The sequence below is a fragment of the Hyphomicrobium nitrativorans NL23 genome, from assembly GCF_000503895.1.
GTDB lineage: Bacteria > Pseudomonadota > Alphaproteobacteria > Rhizobiales > Hyphomicrobiaceae > Hyphomicrobium_C > Hyphomicrobium_C nitrativorans.
On record NC_022997.1, the window covers coordinates 1508062 to 1527785 of the forward strand.

Genomic DNA, 19724 nt, shown 5'->3' on the forward strand with positions numbered 1-19724 from the left:
TCAGATCCCGGTCCTGAGAACGGCAGGGAGGTCGATAAGGGCGGTCGGTGCGACGACTGCGTCCGGCGTGCCGGCCGCGGTGCCGTGGCGGACAATACCGAAGCCGGCGGGGCCTGCAACCAGGACGAGATCGGCCGCTTGCGATCGGGCGCATCCCTTGGCGCATCCGGACACGTGGACGGAGCCGATCCCCGGAAGCGGCATTTGCGCGGCGATCTGCCGCGCGGTGTGTCGCGTGTCGGCCCACGCGGAGCGGCAGGCGGACGTGCCTGGGCAGGCGTCGATGGCGATCAGGGGATCGCCAGGGTCAACGACGAGGCCGAGATCCTGGCCTGAGGCGAGGAGAGATGCGGCTTCCGCTTCGTTTTGCGTGGAGACGTAGAGTGTGCGCCATGGAGACAGGCGAACCGTGTCGCTCGCGATACGGGATGCGGCCTTTGCCAGGCCCGCGAGGGCATCGGCCGTGAGGCGTCCCAGCGGCGCGCCAAGGCCGACGGCTGCGATCCGCTGGCGGATTTGTATCGCACCGACGCGGGCTGTGGCGGTGCCGTTGGGCAGCGGCGTTCGATCTGGCGGCAAACCTTCGTCGATCACGGCGTTTTGCAGGGCGGAGAGGGCTTTTGGGTCGAGGTCGCGCATCCGTGCGCGCGGTGAGGGCTTGTGCGCGCGCAAGAACGCTTCGGCCAAGCTAGCAGCGCTGTGAGCGGCGCGGTTCGGATCGAGCTGTCGCATCCATTGCGTGCCGCTCGGGGTGTCGAGACCGAGCGCGATTTGCGGCTGCGTTTCCGCGTGGATTGCGCGCAACCGGATGTCGGCGCGTTCGTTGTCCAGGGGAAGTGCCCCGCCGCCGTCCACCGCAAATCCGAATTTGCCAGGGAGCGCCCAAAGGCTGGGTGTTTCTGCGAGCGCCTTTTCGAGGGCGGCAGCGAGCGGGCGGACGTCGAGGCATTCGGACGGATCTAATCCCGAGAGTGGGCTCACCATGACGTTGCGGACGGATTCCGCTTCGGCGCTCGCGTCTGTGAGGCCGATCTCTGAGAGCGCTTTCCAAACGTCGGCGATGCGGTGTTCGTCGATGCCGCGAAGCTGCAGGTTGGCGCGACGCGTCAGGTCGATCAGGCCGTTGCCATAGTTTCGCGCGATGTCGGCTAGGGCGGTCATTTGCGCCGAGGTGAGCGTTCCGCAGCGCGGGCGAACGCGCACGATCAGGCCATCGCCTGTCAGCATGGGGCGCAGGGCGCCGGGGCACCATCCTTTGACGGTCGCCGGTTCGGCAGCCGTCGTGTCCATCTTCGCTGGCGGATACGCGCTCACGGCGCGGCCTCGGCATTCGAGCGTTGGGCCAAGCTTTGTGCGCCGAGCACGTGAGCAAGCTCGGCATGGACGGCGTTGCGGCGCGGTGTCCAGAGCTGTCGACGGATCGCGTCCTCTAGGCGTGCCGCGATGGCGTGCATGGCGGGTGCGTTGAGTTCGCGCAGAGTGGCGAGGCGTTCTTCGTCCGCGAGGATGCTGTCGTGCACGGCATCGAAAAGCTGGTCTCCGACGATGCCGGCGGTGGCGGCGAAGGCGTAGAGCGCATCCACGCCTTGCGCGATTTCGGCCACGCCACGGTGGCCATGGCCGATCATGCCGTCGAGCCAGCGCGGGTTGGTGAGCCGGCCACGAACGATACGGACGATCTCTTGCTCGATGGTGCGTGCACGAGGGGCCTCGGGCTGGCTCGTGTCGAGGTGATAAAGCGCCGGACTGCGGCCCATCTCGGCGGCGGCAGCGGCGAAACCGCCCGCGAAGTCGGCCACGCCGTCGCCGTCCAAAAGATCGCGCTCGCGGTCGTCCTGCGGGTGAACGAGCGCGTCGGTGGCTGCGATGCGGTCTTCGAACTCTTCCGGCGCGACGCGCTCGGCGTCGTCTGCGCCGTAAACGTGGGAGGATGCTTCGAGATAGGCGGTGGCGAGATCGCTGCGTGCGCCCCATGCACCGTCGAGCGCGGCGGACGCAGCGCCCGCGCCATAAGTGCCGGGCTCGCCGCCGAAGATGCGCGCGAGACTTTCCCCTTTGCGCCGCGCGGCGGCGAGCGGGTTCCAGTCGTCGGGTTCGTCGCGCTCGGCAACGCGGCGCACGGCGAGATCGAAGAGGGCGATCTGGGCGGGGAAGATATCGCGGAAGGAGCCGGAGATGCGCATCGTGACGTCAATGCGGGGGCGATCCAGCTTGGCGATGGGCAGAACCTCGATGCCGGTTACGCGGTTCGAGCCATCGTCCCACTGGGGCCGCACGCCGAGGAATGCGAGGGCCTGCGCGAGGTCGTCGCCGCCGGTGCGCAGGGAGGCGGAGGCCCAGAGATCGAGCATCAGGGCGCGCGGATAATCGCCGTGGTCCTGGAGATAACGGCGGACGACCTCATCGGCTGCGCGCTGTCCGACGATTGCGGCCGTGCGGGTCGGCACTGCGCGTGGATCGATGGTCGTGAGGTTGCGGCCTGTGGGAAGAACGTCGCGTCGTCCGCGCGTCGGAGCGCCGGCCGGGCCAGGCGCGACACGACGGCCGTCGAGGGCTGCGATCAGGGCCTCACGCTCATAGAGTGCGCAGTCCACGATGGCGGTCTCGACCGTTTCAGATCTGGTCCCCGGCGCAGCGCGGACAATCGCGGCGGCGAGTGCAGCGCAGGATTCGGGAGACGGCGCGCGGCCGAAGACGTGCAGGTGGTCGCGGATGGCGAGATCCTTGATGTCGCAGAGCTGGGCGTCGAGCTTGGCGACGGCCTCTCGCGGCGGATCGCTCTTTTCGAGGCCGCAATCCTTGGCGAGGCCTGAGCGCCAGGCTCGATCCAGGATTTCTTGCTCCAGGATGACGATGCGTCGGCGGTCGACGCCGTCTGCTTCGGCATATTCCTCGATCAGGCCTTCCAGCTCTCCGAGCGGGCCTTCGAGCCCGGCTTCGCACAGCGGCGGCGTCATGTGGCCGATGGTTACGGCGGAGATGCGCCGTTTGGCCTGCACCGCTTCGCCGGGGTTGTTGACGATGAAGGGATAGACGACCGGAAGAGGGCCGAGCACGGCTTCGGGGAAGCACGTTTCGGAGAGGGCGAGCGCTTTGCCCGGCAGCCATTCGAGGGTGCCGTGCGTGCCCATGTGGAGAAGCGCGTCGATGCGCTCCTGCTCGCGCAGCCACGCGTAGAGCGCGACGTAGGCGTGCCGGGGCGGGAGTTCGAGGTCGTGATAGCCCGATTTTCTGTCGCTTCGCGCGCCGCGATCCGGCTGGAGGGTGACGACAAGATTCCCGTGCCGCGCGCAGGGATGGCGGAAGTGTTCGCCGTCAAACGCCGGATCTTCTTCCGGCTTCCCCCATGCGGCATCGAGAGCGTCCCTGACGCCGGGCGGCAAGCTGGAAAGGTGGCGGACGTACCAGGCGACCGGAATTTCGATTGCGTCGGATGCCGAAAGACCGGCGAGCCGCGCGATCAAGTTTCCCGCATCGACGCTGTCCGTGCCTGTCGCATAGCCCGCCGTGGCGAGTGCGGAGACGATTTCCGCGACGCTCTCGGGGGTGTCGAGACCGCAGGCGTATCCTGTGCGGCCTGCGCGATTGGGATAATCGGAGAGCAGGAGCGCGATCATGCGTTCTTCGCGCGGCTTTCGGCGCAGCCGTACCCACGCGGCGGCTAAATCGGCTACGTGTGCGACGCGGCCCGCGTCGGGTTCGTGCACGATGCGCGCGTATTCGAGGCCTGGCTCGGCAGCGAGATCCTTCTTGAAGGAAATGGCGCGCGTAAAGAGGCGGCCGTCGAGCTCCGGGAGCACGACGTTCATCGCGAGATCGCTGGGCGACAGGCCGCGGGAAGCTTCGTCCCATGCTGTGCGTGGGTGGCCCGCGAGGGCGACTTGCAGCACGGGGCAATCCGCCGCGTCGAGAAGCGTCGTCTCGTCGGTGCGCATGGCGGAGAAGGCGGTCGCGTTGAGGATGACGTCGGGGCGGGCGCTTACAATGAGGTCCGTCACCGGGTTCGCGACGTCCGCGTCCTTCAAGCTCGTCACGGCGACGGCTATCGCGCGGAGGCCGCGCTGCTCAAGTGCATCGCAGAGTGCGGTGATGGGCCGATAGTCGCCGGCGAGGAGGCTTGCCCGATAGAACGTTACGAGCGCGACGGGTTTCCCCGACAAGCTCTCTACGTTTTCGAGGGCTGTCGGGTTGCCGCTTGCGTCGAGCGCCAGAGCGGCGGGAAGCGCAACGGGCGGATCGACTTCGGTAGACGTGCCGAGCAACTGCGCAGCAAAGAGCAATGCGTTGCGCGCGTTGGCGGGGCCGCCGCTGCGGAAGTAACGCTCGAAGGCGGTCAGCACATCGCGCGGAACGGTCGAGATCGCGTCGAGGCGCGCATCGCGGCGGTCGTCGCCCGGCAATGCGATGAAGTGGATGCCGTGCCGCCGTGCCGCTGCTGCGATCTGCTCGAAGCCATAACGCCAGTAGTCGAGGCCGCCGAGGCCGCGCACGATCACGAGGCGCGCGCCCGCGATCACGCGCTCGATATAGAGATCGACCGACATCGGGTGGCGAAGCTGCTTGAGGCTTGCGAGACGTAGTGTGGGAAAGAGCGTGGGGCTCTCGCTCCAAACCGAGGCAAGGGCGGAGAGATCGCTGTCGCTGAACGACAGGACGACGACATCGGCGGGCGTCTGTCCCAGATCGACCGCGCCGTCTATTTCATCCAGCGATCCCGTCTCGACTGCTAGCAGGTGCATCCGGTCATCTTATACGGTCCCGATGGCCTGGGCGATGGCGTCGCGATCCAGTCCTTTCTGGCCGATCACCACGAGCCGGCCCTGGCGCGGTTCCTCAGGGTGCCAGGGGCGGTCGAACTGGTGCTGCAAGCGCGAGCCGACACCCTGAATGAGGAGGCGCATCGGCTTTCCGTTGATTTCGGCAAAGCCCTTGATGCGCAGAATGTCGTGCGCGTCGGCCGCGGTGCGGATCCGCTCCAGGAGGCCCTCTGGCGCGTCGAGGGAAGGGATATCGAGGATGAAGGTATCGAAATCGTCGTGATCGTGCTCGGCCTCGTTGTCGTGATGAGACGGGCGTGCGGCAAGATCGGTCTCGGCTGCGGCGCCGAGGCCGAGCAGAACCTTGGGGTCGAGCTGACCGCCGGTCGTCTCGACAACCTTAACGGCGCGCGGCACGGCGGCCTTGATCTCGGCGGCAACCTTTTCGCGCTCGTCGGCGGTCATCAGGTCGGCCTTGTTGAGAACGATCAGATCGGCGCAGAGCAGTTGATCCTCGAACACTTCTTCGAGCGGATTGTCGTGATCTAGGGAGGTATCCTCCGCGCGCTGGGCTGCGAGCGCGTCGGGATCGTCCGCGAACCGGCCAGCGGCCACGGCCGCGCCGTCCACCACCGCGATCACACCGTCGACGGTCACGCGCGAGGCGATAGCCGGCCAGTTGAATGCCTGGACGAGCGGCTTCGGCAGCGCGAGCCCCGAGGTCTCGATCAGGATGTGCTCGGGCGGGTTATCGAGCGCGAGCAAGCCTTCGAGCGCGGGCACGAAGTCGTCCGCCACCGTGCAGCAGATGCAGCCGTTCGACAGCTCGACGATGCTTTCCTCGTTGCAGCTTTCGATGCCGCAGCCTTTCAGGATTTCGCCGTCGATGCCGACATCGCCGAACTCGTTGACGATCACGGCGAGGCGACGTCCCGCGCCGTTTTGGAGAATGTTGCGCACGAGCGTGGTTTTTCCGGCGCCGAGAAAGCCGGTCACGATGCTGCAGGGAACTTTGGCGACCACGGTCATGAATTTTGCTCCGGATGGATGAAGCCGAGGGGCGGAACGCGGGCGATCACGCTCTTGCGGAACGGTTCCGGCCGTTCCTTCCAGGGGACGATGCCGTCGCTGGATTGCCGGTAGGCGCGCGCGAACGTGACGATGTCGTCGAGATGCACGGCGGTTTCGAGGTTGCCGACGAGGTATGTCCACTTGTTGCGGCCGGTGAGCGCGATGGTGCTGGGGCGGTTGCAGACGGACAGGCATTGAACGGGTGTGACGTTGACGTTTTCGTCGGCGGACAGGCGCTCGCTCAGGATTGCGGCGAGGTCGCGTCCGGGCTGGAGGAAGCCATCTCCATCGGGCAGCATCTGGCGGCACGTGACGCAGACGAAGACGGTGATCGATGCGTCGGACTTGGGTGCGGGCACGAGATTTTGGAGAGAGTTGGAGGTCGCGAACACGCTGCAGTCCTGGCAAGCCCCCTCGGGGTCCGACGGTTCGGAGCACGTGCATGGCCCGGACTGAGGAAGAAGCGGCGCGCTATCGCCGGACGGTTTGCTCACTGAGAACGCCTGCCCCGCGCGCAGAATGCGGCGCGTTGTTTATCGAACGACGGCAAGTGTGAGGATCGTGTCTTCACGGGCATTCTCCCTGGCCACCCCTCCGGGGCCATGCGAGTGTCTTACTCTGACGGCCGGTCTCCTGGCTCTCGGGTCACCTGCATTCTATCGCCTTCCCGGTTTCCCAGTGGCACGATCGATCGAACGCTCGCCGATTACAGTTGCGGGGGCAGCTGCGGCTTCGGCCTCGCTCGGCATACCGCATTCCCGTTCAATCCTCTTGCGAGGAACCGTCCCGGGTTTGATAAAGGCTGCCAGATCGCTGCGTCAATGGAAATCGGGCGCAAATTTTGGCTTCTCGGCGCGGGGCGCTGGGGCCCATGGATAAGAAAGAGACTTCATATGGCAGCAGCAGAGAAAGACGACGCCCGGCACCGGGAGAAAATGGCGAAACGCAAGTCTGCGCAAGACGCCGAGGTTTCCTCCAAAACGGTCGAAAAAGGGCTTCTGATCGTCCACACGGGCAAAGGTAAGGGGAAGTCGACTGCGGCGTGGGGCCTCGTGCTGCGCGCATTGGGGCGCGGCAAGCGCATCGGCGTGGTCCAATTCGGCAAAGGCGCGTGGGAGACGGGTGAGCGAAAAGCGCTCGAAACGTTCGGCGACCGGGTCGTCTGGCATACGCTCGGCGAGGGGTTTACCTGGGAAACGCAAGATCGCGCGCGCGACGTCGCTGCGGCGGAGAAGGCATGGGCCCAGGCCAAAGCGTTGCTTGCCGATCCTTCGTTCAATCTCATCGTTTTCGACGAACTCAACATTGCGTTGCGGTACGATCATTTGCCGCTCGCCGATGTGGTCGAGACGCTGCGCAACAAGCGGCCGGATCTCCACGTCGTCGTGACCGGACGGAACGCGAAGCCCGAGCTGATCGAAGCGGCCGACCTGGTAACGGACATGACGCCCGTGAAGCATCACTTTGCGGCCGGAGTGAAAGCTCAGGAAGGCATCGAGTTCTAGAGCGCCCATGAAAGCGATCATGTTTCAGGGCACGGGCTCGGATGTGGGCAAGTCGCTCCTGGTCGCGGGGCTTGCGCGTGCGTTCACCAATCGCGGTCTTCGCGTGCGGCCGTTCAAACCTCAGAACATGTCGAACAATGCGGCCGTAACGGCGGACGGCGGCGAGATCGGGCGCGCGCAGGCGCTCCAGGCCCGCGCGGCCCGTGCGGTGCCGAGCGTGCATATGAACCCGGTGCTGCTCAAGCCGCAGAGCGAGATCGGTGCGCAGGTCGTCGTGCAGGGGCGCGTGATCGGCAACGCGCCGGCGCGTGGCTATCACGCGATGAAAGCGCAGTTGATGGAGCGCGTTCTGGAGAGCTTTCATCTGCTGGGAGAAGATGCCGACCTCGTTCTTGTCGAGGGCGCGGGTTCGGCGTCGGAGGTCAATCTTCGCAGCGGCGATATTGCGAACATGGGGTTTGCAGAAGCAGCCGACGTGCCTGTCGTGCTGATCGGCGACATCGAGCGCGGGGGCGTGATTGCGAGCCTCGTCGGGACGCGGCATGTGCTGAGCGTTGACGATGCCGCGCGGATCGTCGGCTTCATCGTCAACAAGTTCCGTGGCGATCCCGCGCTGTTCGCCGACGGCATGGCGGACCTCGCCGCGCGGACGGGATGGCAGGCGCTGGGGCTTCTTCCCTATTTCGACGCGGCAGCTCGGCTGCCCGCGGAAGATACCCAGTCGATGACGCACGACGCGGCCACGGGGGGACGTCCTCTCGTCGTTGTGCTGGCGTATCCGAGAATTTCGAACTTCGACGACTTCGATCCGTTGCGGCTGGAGCCTGTTGTCGATGCGGTCTTTCTGCATCCGGGTGAGCCCATTCCGGGCACGGCTGCGCTCGTGATTCTGCCGGGCTCGAAGGCGACGATGGCGGATCTCTCCGCGTTGCGCGCAACAGGCTGGGACATTGACCTTGCGGCGCATGTGCGCCGCGGCGGCCATGTGCTGGGTATCTGCGGCGGCTATCAGATGCTTGGGCGGAGGATCTCCGATCCTGGCGGCATCGAAGGGGCGCCGGGCGAGGCCAAGGGGCTGGGTCTCCTGGATGTCGAGACCGTTCTCACCGGAAACAAGACGCTGACAGAGGTACGAGGCGTGTCGTGTTCGGCAAGCGCTGCGGTCAAGGGCTATGAAATGCACGTCGGGCAAACGACAGGCGTAGGATTGGAGCGGCCGATGATCCGTTTTCAGGATGGGCGTGCGGACGGTGCTCGGAGCGCGGACGGGCGTGTTGCGGGGTGTTATCTCCACGGTCTCTTTTCGAGCGATGCCTATCGCGAAGAAGTGTTGCGCGGTCTCGGCGCGCAAGGGTCGCCGCTCAATTACGAACACGACGTGGATGCCACGCTCGATGCGCTTGCGGCGCATATCGAAGCGCATATCGATTGCGACCGCCTCCTGGCGCTCGCGCGCTGAGAGCCCGCGAACGGCTTTTCGGATTACCGCTGCAGTGGCAACCGTGCGACCGGCTGCACAAGCAGCCCATCCTCGGTGACGGTGCGGTGGATGCGAACGCCGTAGACCTTCGCGAAATGTTCGTGGGTCAAGACGTCCTCGGGCTTGCCGTCGGCGGCGATGCTGCCCTTGTCGAGCAGGACGAGACGGCGGCACCACCGCGCGGCAAGCGAAATCTCGTGCAGCGACACGATGATCGTGCGCCCTGCTGACGACAATGCATCGAGCGTTTCCAGCAGCGCGATTTGATGGCCGGGGTCCAGGGCGGCGACGGGTTCGTCTGCGATCAGGATCGGCGTGGCCTGGGCCAAGACGCGCGCCATCAGAACGCGCGCGCGCTCGCCGCCTGAGAGCGTCGAGACGATGCGATTGCGGAGGTGTGCGATGTCGGTCAATGCGATGGCGCTTTCGATCTCCTGGTGATCTTCGGAGCCAAGGCCGGAGAGCGTGGAGAGGTAAGGCGTGCGCCCGAGCGCGACGACGTTTTCGACCGAGAGCGGCCAGGCGATTTCGCGATCCTGCGGCAGGTAGCTCGTCAGGCGAGCCAGCGCACGGCGATCGATCTCAGGCAGAGGCTTGCCGTCATAAGAAATGCCGCCTCGCGATGGCACGAGCCCGAGGATCGCTTTGAGGAACGTGCTTTTCCCCGCGCCGTTGGGGCCGATCAGTCCGATCACGCCGTCCGGTGCGAAGTCGAGCGAGACATCGCGGACGATCGTCTGGCCGCCGAGATCGACGCTGAGGTTTCGGACGCTGAGACGGGTCATGTGAGCGTCCTGCGGTAGCGAATGACGAGGTAGAGGAAGAACGGTGCGCCGACGATGGCCGTCAGGACGCCGAGCTTGAGGTCGCGCCCGGGTGCAATGAGGCGCACGGCGATGTCGGCTGCGAGGACGAGCGAGGCCCCGGCGAGGGCGCTCGGAAAGAGAAGGCGGCTCGGTTTCGATCCGACCACCGGCCGCAGCAGATGCGGAACGATGAGGCCGACGAAACCGATGGCGCCGGCGACGGACGTTGCCGCACCGACCGACGTGGCCGTGCCAAGGATCGTCAACGTTTGCGTACGGTTGAGACGCACGCCCATGCTTTGAGCGGCATCGGACCCAAGCGACAGCGCGTCGAGCGCACGGCCGAGCGGTGCAAGCATCACCCAGCCGATAATCATGAACGGAGCCGACAGCCAGACGTGGACCATGGAGCGGTCCGTCAGAGATCCGAGCATCCAGAACAGGATTTCCATGGCCGCGAAGGGATTGGGAGACAGGTTCAGCGCCAGCGAGGTCATGGCGCCGGCAAGGCTTGTGATCGCGACGCCGGCGAGGATCAACGTCAGCGTTCCGGCGCGGCCGCCCGCAAGGATCTGGATGACCATTACGGCAGCGATGGCACCCAGCATGGCGAGCACCGGCAGCGCCAGTGCAAAAGCCGCCGAGAGGCCGGTGTAGATTGCTATGACCGCGCCGAGAGACGCCGAGGCGCTGACGCCGAGCACGCCTGGATCGGCAAGGGGGTTGCGCAAGTATCCTTGCAGGACGGCGCCTGAAAGCCCCAGCGTTGCGCCGATCATCGCGCCGAGGATCGCGCGCGGCAGGCGGATTTCCTGCATGACGAGGCGGGCGGCCTCGTTGTTGCCGCGGAACAAGCCGTCGAACGACGTCGCCAGGTCGAGGCCGGCGGGGCCGGTGAACAGAGAGGCCGCGAACAGAATCGCGACGAGGAGCGCGAGGCCGGCGATGACGAGACGATAGCTCATGGCGCAACTGGCTTTCGTGGGCTGAGCTGAGCGGCCGCATCGGCCAAAATGCGAACGGCTTCTGCTGTGAACGGCGCGCCGCAGACCCAATACCTATCCGGGACGGCCGTCATGGGGCGACCTTGAAGAATGGCACTTAAGGCCGGATGCTCGAACGTCTGATAGGCAAGTGCGGGGGCGCTGCTTTCGTAGCGTGTTCCGCCGACGATGAGATCGGGCGCGGAGACAACGAGGATTTCGAGGGGCAGGCGGATCGTGCCGGACAGTCCGAGCCGCGTTCCTAAGTTTTCGAGACCCGCTCGCTGCACCACTTCGCTCGACAGGGTGCCCGATCCCACGGTGTAACTGTTTGCGAAGTGCAAGGCTGCGAGTGGCCGCCATGCGGTTTCATCGGGCGCCGGGGTGGCAGCGAGGCGCCGGTCGAGTTCTTCAACGAGTTCTTCGGCGCGTTTCTCGCGTCCGAGAAGGTTTCCCAGCCTGCGGATCTGCTCGCGTATTTCGTCGAAGGAGTAGGCGGGCGGAAACTGCTCCACACGGAACCCCAAGCGCTTCAACATCGCCACACTGGCCCGGCTCGTGAACGTGCCGGCGAGCACGAGATCGGGCTGCATCATGAAAATTTCTTCGGCGAGGCCGTGGTTCACGACAAAGCGCCGTGCCTCATCCGGGAGAACGGAGCTTTTGGGGTCGCGTGCGAGATGGGACACGGAATGCAGTTGGCCCGGCGCTGCCATTAGCATCGCCATCTGATCCGTACACAAGTTCATCGACACGACACGGCGCGGCGGAGCCTCGGCGTGCAGCGGGAGGCTCGCGACGACGAGTGCGGCGGCCGAGATCAGTGCGGCTATGGCCATCGATGGCCGGGGCATTGGCGTCGTCCTTCAGGGCTCGTGAGACGGAGATATGACGATCTTCGTTCTCTCTCTCCCGCGATGGGTAACAGGGATCAAGGAGGCCCCAACCTTGCGCGTGATGCAGCACGCGGGGTGGTCGAGGCCTCCTTGCCCATTCGTGGCTATCGAGGCCTCTCGTCTTCGAGAAGTCCTCGCCTCGTCTCAGTCGCCAAACCGCATGCGGATGCCGGCGTAAGCTGCGATGTTCGCGGTCTCGTATCCGAATACCTCCTGATAGTCCTCATCCAGCAAGTTCTCCACGCGGGCGAATGCGGTGAGGTTATCGGAGATGTCGTATTCGCCGGCCACCGTCACGAGTGTGTAGCTGTCCATCAAGATGCGGGGCGGTGCACCGAGGCGGAAGTCGTTATCGTAGAAGTCGCCGTTGTAAACGGCACTGACGGTCGCACGCGCGCGATCGGAGAAGCGATACGTTGCGTTCACGCTTGCCTGGTGCTCCGGCCGGCGGACTTCGCGGAACCGCAGACCTGTCGCATCCGTCTCGAAAGAATTGAGATGCGTATAGGTTGCGATGATGTCGAAATTATCCGTCGGTCGAGCTGTCACAGTCACCTCGACGCCGCGGCGTGTGCTCTCCTGATCGCGATTTCCAGCGGTGGGGATCGGTCCCGAGTAATCGGCGAAAATTTCGTTTTCGAGGTTTGCGCGGAAGTACGTGACGTCGACGATGAGAGCCTTGTTGAAGAAGCTCTGCTCGATGCCGGCATCCCATGAGATGGATTCTTCCGGGGTCAAATTGGGGTTGCCCAGCCACTGTCCGGGAATGAATCCGAACTGCTCGCTAAAGGTCGGGTTTGTTACGCCCTTGCCGTAGCTCGCATGGAAGCGTGTATCCGTAGATCTGAGCAGATAAGCGGCCGTTGCCCGGTACGTTTCAGCGTCTTCGAATGTGTCGTTCGTATCGTAGCGGTAGGCGCCGGTCAGGAACAGGCTGTCGAACAGTTCAAGCCGGTATTCCGCAACGTGGCCCCGCAGCGTCCGCTCTTGCTCGGGGATTTGGCTGGGATCCCAGAAGATCGGTCCCGTGTTGCGGTAGGTTTCCGTGTTTTGCTCGATCAAGCCGATGAGTGTGTGGCGTGCGTTGGCGATCGAGGGCGTATCGAATTGGAGCGTCGTCTGGTAGCCGAAATGCTCGCGCGTTCCGACGTCGCCGCTATCTGCGAACTGGTCGGCGAAACGTTCGGTTTCGTAGTCTGTGTAGTTGAAGAATACCGAATGCTTCCAATGGTCCTCGAAGGTGCTCAGCGTTGCGCGTGTGCTCGCGAAAAGCTGCTCGACGTTATGCGTACGATCTCCATCGACGACCAAGCCATACGTCGGCGAACCCCAGTTAAAGTCTTGCGGGTCGGTCTCGGCAAAGGTGCGTGTTCCGCGGATCGTGCCCTGAATGTTCAGGAACGGAAGAACGTCGGCGTCTCCCTTAAACGAGATGGTGCGGTTTTCGTAACCATCCTTTTCGCGACCGAATGGCGATGTGTTATAGCCGTCGGTGTCGAAGCCGGTTGCCGAAACGATCCCGCGAGCCCAGTCATTGGCGGCGGACGCATAGCCCGAGAGCTTCTTCGTCCCGAAAGAGCCGCCTTCGGCCGTGATGCCGACGCGCGCGCCGGGCTCTGCGTTGCGTGTGACGATGTTGATGACGCCGGCGGTCGCGTTCGAGCCCCAGAGCGCGCTTTGGGCGCCGCGAAGCACCTCGATACGTTCGATGTTGTCTGCGAGGAGGGTCGAAAAATCGAATTCGCCCTGGGCAGGGTCGTTCATCTGAATGCCGTCGATGATGACGAGCGTGTGATTTCCTTCCGCGCCGCGGATGCGGGCTTGAGTTAAGCCTCCTGCCGGACCGGAGCGGCTCATCGCGACACCCGGAACCGAGCGAAGAGCGTCGCTCACGTAGGTGATGCCGCGCTGGCGAATCTCCTCGCCCGTGATGACGGTCACGGCGGAGCCGATCTTTTCAGCTTCAACGGATGTGCCTCGGCTGTCGCCTTGAACGACGATGCCGTCGAGATCGACGGTTTGTGCGCTGGCCGGGCCGGTGACGGCAAGAACAGCGAAAAACGCACACGACGAAAACAGCAGTTTCTTCGAGATCGCAGTGCATCTTGCTGTTGCGTCTCGCTCAAATGAACACGACATCGGTCCCCCCGTCACGCGTGATGGCGGGAGCTTCGGCGGATATGGCGCGGTGGCGCGACGAGGACCGTGCAACGCGTATCGGCCGCATAATTTTGCGGCGTCTTGCGCTGCTCGCTCTCCGACGAGCCTGAATAAATTCGTCAGTGGGTGTTCAAGACCCTGGCCATACCTGACGTTGCCCCCATTCGGTTGCACATCAGTCGCCACTCCGGGTGTCCGTTCCTGCAGGCGTCCCGCACTGAGGATGGGCGACTTGTGGCGGCAGGTCTCCTGGCTTACGGCTCGAACGTCGCTCTCCAGCCTTCCCGGGGCTCCAACGCGGAGCGCCAGTGGCGTATTTGGAGAGGACTTGCCGCTTACAGTTGCGGGCGCAGCCACGGTTTTGGCGCTCGTCGCGCCGCACCGTGTTCCCTCTTCATCTCCACGCGCTTGCGCGCGCTTCGACACCGTCACGCCTTTAAACGGCCTCAGAAACGGCACGCTGTCAACGCAAATCCGACTCCGTGCGGGAGACCGCCGCACGTGCTGACGCGCTTCTGTAACACTGCCGGGATTTTACGGGGGCGTGTGCAGACGGATTGCAATCTGCCGAGAGCGAACAAAAACCCTTCAGGCCGTCTCGCTCTCGTCAGTGTCCTCCAGTTTGTCGAATGCGGCGCGCCATGCGGCAACGCGCTTCAGTAAAAGCTCGTTGCGCATCGCTTCCCCCTGCCTCTCCATCTGGCGGAGCGCGTTGCGAAGCGCGACGCGTTCGAGCCGCGTGCCGGGCTCGGGCATCCCGCCGGGATCCTGGCCATCTTCGACGGCTGCCCAGACCGCTTTCTTCGTCGCCACATAGGCCGCGGGGCCGTAAAGCCCAAGATAGCTTTGGAAACGCGCGAAATCCGCAGGATCGAACGGCTTGTCGTCGCCAAGGGGTGCGATCACCGGATTTGCCGGGTGGAGGAAAGCGCAAGGCGTGAGGCCTTCCGCGATCGGCGTGTTTGCAGAATGGGTTCGGCGTGCGGCGAGAAGTTTCGGCAGGACATGCGTGTGCGGTCCCTCCGGCGATTTTCCGCCCGTGTCGGGGCCGCCGATCTTCTGGAACACTTCGGCGCGTCCCAGCTTGGATAGGACGACGCGGTGGGGATGGGTATGAAGAATTGCGTGTCCGGCTTCACAGGCGAACGTCGTTTTCCCGACGTTGCGACGGAGGACGGCGAGCAGTTCGGGATCGCTCGTGCGAATGCAAAAATCGATTTGCGGCTGCTCCAGGCCGATGTCGAACAGAATGCCGTCGCGGTCGGCGGGACGAATGGCGTCCGTGTCGGGTCCGAGTTCGGTCAGCACGTTGCGCTGAGCGCCGAGGGCCGCGTCTTCCGGGAGGCATAACGCCATGCCCTGGCTCCAGCGCCGGGCGCGCGGGCTTAGGAGTTCGTAGGCCACGGCCTGCATGTCCGGGTGGGGCACGATCCGGATGGCGCCGCGGGCGGTGGCTCGGGTCAGGTTTTCCGTATCGGAGACGTCGAGCGCCTCGCCGTTGTCCTGATGGAATTCGCCAATAGCGCCGAACGATCCGACACTCCACCCGCTGTTCCAGCGTTCGAGTTCCGATTTCAATATGGCGATTAGCTTATCCAACGTCGTCTCCCCCGTGCTGTTCGAGACGGATGACTTGCTCGGGCGCGTGTGGTCTCGTGTGCGAGCCCGAATGGGCAGTCTGTGTGTCCTGCCAAGCCAGGGCCGTCGTAGAGGAATAAGCGGGAGCGGAAAAGGGTGAACTTCGGCAATGCAGAACGCCCGGACGCGTGTCTCGTGGTGACGTGCCATCCGTCGCCAACCAGCTTTTGCGCGCGCATCGTGTCGGAAATCGTGGCCGAGACGGGCGCGCGCGGCGCACGCGTCCTGGTGGACGACCTCGTCGGCATCGGGTTCAACCCGACCATCTCGCGCGCAGAATTCTCAGCTTTTTATCAGGATCGGATCCCGGACGACATCGCGGATCTCGTCGCGCATCTCCGTGCGGCGCGGGAGCTGGTGTTCGTGCTGCCGGTGTGGATGTACAGCATCCCCGCGATCCTGAAGGGATACTTCGACAGAGTGTGGCGTCCGCATGTTGCGTATCGGGTCGACGGCGAGGAGATCGAGGCGCTGCTTGGGCATATCACGCGGATAACGGTGATCGTGACGCACGGGCGCAACAAGGCGGAAACTGCTCTTGTCGGCGATGGGAGCGACCTTTTCTTCAAGACATCGCTTCCCAGCCTGCTGCCGAACCTGAGCGATACGCAACGGTTCGATTTCTACGCGTTGGATACGCCTCATTCCTCGGAGATCGAGCGCGAGTTGCAAAGGGTGCGCGATCGCTTCAAAGGCGTATGAGAGGCGCCTGAAGATCTAACGACAGCCGAACGTTCACGCCTGTGGAGAGGCGAACCGCCTCGCGCGCTGTGACGGGGGGCGATCTCCCGCTCACGAATGCCGCCGCCGCGAAGCTGTAGGCTTGGTCGCTTGCAGGTGGCCCTCCGTTGCTCCGGGAAGAGCCTGTCAGATCACCCCGATCCACCCTCTCTTTTCTCCGCTCGGCTATTGCATGGGCTGGAGTGTTCGCCAGGCCACAGTGCGGGCCTTGAATGCCGCTGCTTGACTTAGATCAGGTCCGCGCTCCTATAAGTGTACTACGGTGGTCAACAAATTAATGGGGCGCTAATTTTGTGAACTGGGGACTTGAGATGTCGAACGCGCTGAATTCGGCGGTGAGGGACGCGCGCTTGCGCGGGCAGGGGAATGGTTCGAGCCTGTCTGGACGGCGGATCGGTGTGACCGCTCTGGCTGCGCTGCTGATAAGTTCGACGGGTGTGTTGGCCCAGTCGGCGGCTCCGGGCACGGCCGTCGATCTGCCGGCGATCGATGTCGGCGGGGCCACCCCGCGCCCTGCTTCGAAGCAAGCAACGGGCGGCGGTGGCGCTGGGCCGGGGCCGACCGCCGTCGATACGTCCGAGGGGAGCGCCGGAGAAACGCCGGTTGAGGAGGCGATCCGAAAGCTCGACGCCATTCCGGGTGGCGCGACGGTCGTCACCAACGATGAGATGTCGCCGAAGGCTACGGCGTCTCTTTCGGAGATGCTGGCCTCCGTGCCGGGTGTGGTCGTGCAGAACTTCTTCGGCGGCAACGATCAGCCGCGATTGCAGATCCGCGGCTCCGGCTTGCAGCAGAACCCGTCCGAGCGCGGGACGCTCATTCTCCAGGACGGGCTGCCGATCAACCGCGCGGACGGTTCCTATATCGTCGGCTTTGCGGATCCGAAAAGTGCAGAGTTTGCAGAGATTTACCGAGGATATACGGCCAACCGGCTGGGTGCCACCGTGCTGGGCGGCGCGATCAACTTCGTCTCGCCCACGGGCATCACCGCACCGGGCGCGGAAGCTGCCGTGGAATTCGGAAGCTTCGGGCACTTCGGTGTGAATGTGGCAGCTGGCGGACAGGAAGGCGCGTTCGACGCTCATGCGAGCCTGAGCTACGTCCAGCGCGACGGGTTCCGCGTCTACAACGAATCCGAGCGCACGAACTTCAATCTCAACGCCGGCGCGCGCGTGAACGAGAACATCACGACGCGCCTCTTCTTCGGTTACACCGATCTTTCGTTCGACGTTGCCGGTCCGCTGTCCGGCACGATGCTCCGTCAGAACCCCAAGCAGGTGTGCACGGGCCCGACAGCGTGCACCGGCCCCAACGTGATTCGCGACCGGCCCGAGCGTGAGGCCGAGCAGTTCCGGATCGGATCGCGTACGACGGCCCGGTACGGCGCCAACCTGTTCGACGTCGGCTTCGGCTACACCTACACGGACGACATGTTCCGGTTCCCGGTGGGGAGCGGCGTGCGGGAGACAGAGGGCGGCGATTTCACGACGGTGCTGCGCTATGCCTATGCGCCGGATGCGTCGCGCGCGTTGCCGCTGTTCGAGATTACGGGCCAGTACGTCGTGGGCTCGGCCGACCGCAGCTATCTCATCAACCAGCGGGGCGAGACGGGGCGTCTCTTCGGCGAGAACGAGCTCGACTCGACGACGCTATCGATGCACGCGGGCTTCAACATTCCGCTCACCGAGCGCCTCACGGTCTCGCCAGCCATCGCCTATTCGTATGCCAAACGGGAGAACGACGACATCTTCGGCATGGCGCGCCCAAGGTATAATGCGGCAACCAATACCTACCTCCCCGCTTTTCCGTTCGTGAATACGAGCTACGATCGCTCCTATCAGGAATGGACGCCGAGCGTGGCGCTCAACTACGATCTGACGCGCGACCAGTCCGTTTTCGCCGCGTTGAGCCGCAGCTTCGAGCCGCCGACGCACGACGATCTCATCTCCCCGGTCCACGGTTCGCCCAACAGCAGCGCCGGCACCAATCCAGGCGGTGCGCCGCCTGCTATGTTCGCGACGCCGGATCTCGATGCCCAGACGGCGACCACGCTCGAAGGCGGCTGGAAGGGCCGGACGCAAGGGCTCGCATGGTCGGCGATTGCCTACTATTCGTGGGTCGATGACGAGCTTCTGAACCTGCGCGACTCGTTCGGCAACTCGCTCGGCGCCGTCAACGCCGATAAGACGACGCACTTCGGAATCGAAATCGGAACCGCGTTCGATATCACGGCGGACCTCAGCGGCCGGGTGGCCTACACGTATCAGGACTTCCGCTTCGACGGCGATCTCCGTCACGGCGACAACCGCCTGGCCGGTGCGCCGCGCCATATCGTGAACGCTGCGCTTCGCTATACCGTCATGCCGGGGCTGTGGGTCGAGGCGGAGGTGGACTGGCTGCCGGACGATACTCCGGTCGACAACGCGAATACGATGTTCCGCGACTCGTTCGCCGTGTTCGATCTTCGCTCGGCTTACGCGATCACCGACAATCTCAGCCTGTTCGGCGAGGTGTCCAACATCTTCGACGAGAAGTACGCCTCGGCGACGCTGATCGTTGATGTCGTCAGCAATCCCAACCAGGCCGTGTTCCAGCCCGGAGAGGGCCGGGCCTTCATCGGGGGCGTGAAAGCGAAGTTCTGATGCAAGACAGCGCCCATTTCGGGCACATGCGCGGGCAGGCGATGCGCCTCTCGCGGCGGGGACTTCTAAAAGGTGGAGCGTCGCTCGTCGGCGTCTCCGCCGCCTCGCTTTTTGTGCCCCCGACGACGGCTGCCTTAGCGGCTCCCCTCGAACAGATCGAGATCTGGGGGCCGCCTGCCGGCCCCTCGATTACCGTTCTCCATGCCATCGCTACCGGTCGTCTCGATAAGGCCGCGACGAAGGCGTCACTGCGCGTTTGGCGGCAGGTGGACGAGGTGCGCGCGGGATTGACGTCGAAGCGGCTCGACGTGGCTATCATGCCCGTGCCGGTGGCGGCGAACCTCTACAACCGCGGGCTGGGCGTACGCCTCGTCAACGTGATGACGAACGGCATTCTCTACATCATGTCCGCCGATCCGGAGATGACGAGCCTTGCCGCCCTCAAGGGCCGCAAGCTCGCCGTCATGGCGCCGAACGAGCTGCCGAACCTGATCCTGCAGCGCTTGTTCCGGCATGCGGGGATCGATGCAAAAGACGTGGAGCTGGTGTCGACCGGAACGCCGCTCGAAAGCATTCAGCTCCTGGTCCTTGGGCGCGTCGATGCCGCGCTTGCGCCGGAGCCTGCGGCATCGGCTGCGGTGGTGCGCGGCAAGCTGGCCGGCAAGACGATCCACCGCGTCATGGATATCCAGGCCGAGTGGGCGCGGTTGACGGGTACGGAACCAATCCTGCCGCAGGCAGGGCTGGCCGTTACGGATGCATTCCGCACGGCCAACCCCGAGGCGGTGGAGGCGCTTCAGGCTGGGCTCGTGCGCGCCGTGGCCGATGTGAACGCGTATCCGGCGCGTGCGGCCAGCAATGCGGCCGGGCCGCTTCAGCTTCCCTGGCCGGTGATCGAACAGTCCATTCCTTACTCGCATCTGGTCGCGACGGCGGCCCGCGACGCACGCACGCATGTCGAGACGGTTCTGGAAGCTATGGCCGTGGTCAATCCCGGCTATATTGGTGGCCGGTTGCCGGACGGCGACTTCTACCTGTGAGGCTT

General features: G+C 64.6%; 14 protein-coding genes and 2 riboswitches. Of the genes, 5 read left to right on the forward strand and 9 right to left on the reverse strand.

Translation table 11 applies throughout. The features are described from left to right. From cobG to W911_RS18715, 4 genes are read right to left on the reverse strand one after another with little or no spacing between them, the layout of a single operon-like run. A complete protein-coding gene (gene cobG / locus W911_RS06960; RefSeq protein WP_023786827.1) occupies window positions 1–1314 on the reverse strand; it encodes a precorrin-3B synthase in 1314 nt (437 codons plus the stop codon). Beyond that, on the reverse strand, window positions 1311–4739 hold the full coding sequence (gene cobN, locus W911_RS06965; RefSeq protein ID WP_023786828.1) for a cobaltochelatase subunit CobN: 3429 nt from the start codon (window positions 4737–4739) through the stop codon (window positions 1311–1313). Before cobN ends, cobG begins: the two co-directional genes overlap by 4 nt. A gap of 9 nt (window positions 4740–4748) precedes the next feature. After that, window positions 4749–5786 (reverse strand): cobalamin biosynthesis protein CobW, encoded by a 1038-nt coding sequence (cobW, locus tag W911_RS06970; RefSeq protein WP_023786829.1) that lies wholly within the window; start codon window positions 5784–5786, stop codon window positions 4749–4751. Continuing rightward, a complete protein-coding gene (locus W911_RS18715) occupies window positions 5783–6322 on the reverse strand; it encodes a DUF1636 domain-containing protein (protein WP_244438626.1) in 540 nt (179 codons plus the stop codon). Before W911_RS18715 ends, cobW begins: the two co-directional genes overlap by 4 nt. Window positions 6323–6434: 112 nt before the next feature. Next, window positions 6435–6629, reverse strand: a riboswitch (cobalamin riboswitch). A 92-nt stretch (window positions 6630–6721) separates the two neighbouring features. Here W911_RS18715 and cobO point away from each other — a divergent pair. Together cobO and W911_RS06985 are read left to right on the forward strand one after the other, a co-directional pair. Then, window positions 6722–7333: a cob(I)yrinic acid a,c-diamide adenosyltransferase gene (cobO, locus tag W911_RS06980; protein ID WP_023786831.1), complete on the forward strand. Its 612-nt coding sequence runs from the start codon at window positions 6722–6724 to the stop codon at window positions 7331–7333. Between the two features lie 7 nt (window positions 7334–7340). Beyond that, window positions 7341–8792 carry a cobyric acid synthase gene (locus W911_RS06985; protein WP_023786832.1) on the forward strand — a complete coding sequence of 484 codons (1452 nt, stop codon included), beginning with the start codon at window positions 7341–7343 and terminating at the stop codon, window positions 8790–8792. Window positions 8793–8815: 23 nt separating this feature from the next. Here the strand turns inward: W911_RS06985 and W911_RS06990 are convergent, their stop codons facing one another. The 5 genes from W911_RS06990 to W911_RS07010 all read right to left on the reverse strand — a co-directional run bounded on the left by W911_RS06990 (window position 8816) and on the right by W911_RS07010 (window position 15257). Next, window positions 8816–9598, reverse strand: coding sequence for an ABC transporter ATP-binding protein (locus W911_RS06990; protein WP_023786833.1), 783 nt, complete (start codon window positions 9596–9598; stop codon window positions 8816–8818). Beyond that, window positions 9595–10584, reverse strand: a complete 990-nt coding sequence (locus W911_RS06995; protein WP_023786834.1) for a FecCD family ABC transporter permease — start codon at window positions 10582–10584, stop codon at window positions 9595–9597. Before W911_RS06995 ends, W911_RS06990 begins: the two co-directional genes overlap by 4 nt. Then, window positions 10581–11456 carry an ABC transporter substrate-binding protein gene (locus W911_RS07000; RefSeq protein WP_041316393.1) on the reverse strand — a complete coding sequence of 292 codons (876 nt, stop codon included), beginning with the start codon at window positions 11454–11456 and terminating at the stop codon, window positions 10581–10583. The genes W911_RS06995 and W911_RS07000 overlap by 4 nt, the downstream gene beginning before the upstream one ends. Before the next feature lie 186 nt (window positions 11457–11642). Continuing rightward, window positions 11643–13637, reverse strand: a complete 1995-nt coding sequence (locus tag W911_RS07005) for a TonB-dependent receptor plug domain-containing protein (protein WP_023786836.1) — start codon at window positions 13635–13637, stop codon at window positions 11643–11645. A gap of 243 nt (window positions 13638–13880) precedes the next feature. Further along, window positions 13881–14103, reverse strand: a riboswitch (cobalamin riboswitch). 143 nt (window positions 14104–14246) lie between these two features. Next, window positions 14247–15257 (reverse strand): DUF6925 family protein, encoded by a 1011-nt coding sequence (locus W911_RS07010; RefSeq protein ID WP_023786837.1) that lies wholly within the window; start codon window positions 15255–15257, stop codon window positions 14247–14249. Between the two features lie 135 nt (window positions 15258–15392). On the opposite strand from W911_RS07010, the gene W911_RS17280 reads away from it, so the two are divergent. The 3 genes from W911_RS17280 to W911_RS07025 all read left to right on the forward strand — a co-directional run bounded on the left by W911_RS17280 (window position 15393) and on the right by W911_RS07025 (window position 19719). After that, window positions 15393–15998, forward strand: coding sequence for an NAD(P)H-dependent oxidoreductase (locus tag W911_RS17280; protein WP_023786838.1), 606 nt, complete (start codon window positions 15393–15395; stop codon window positions 15996–15998). Between the two features lie 350 nt (window positions 15999–16348). Continuing rightward, complete coding sequence (locus W911_RS07020) at window positions 16349–18679, forward strand: TonB-dependent receptor family protein (protein WP_023786839.1); 2331 nt, start codon at window positions 16349–16351, stop codon at window positions 18677–18679. Beyond that, window positions 18679–19719, forward strand: coding sequence for an ABC transporter substrate-binding protein (locus W911_RS07025; RefSeq protein ID WP_023786840.1), 1041 nt, complete (start codon window positions 18679–18681; stop codon window positions 19717–19719). Before W911_RS07020 ends, W911_RS07025 begins: the two co-directional genes overlap by 1 nt. Window positions 19720–19724 lie beyond the last annotated feature (5 nt).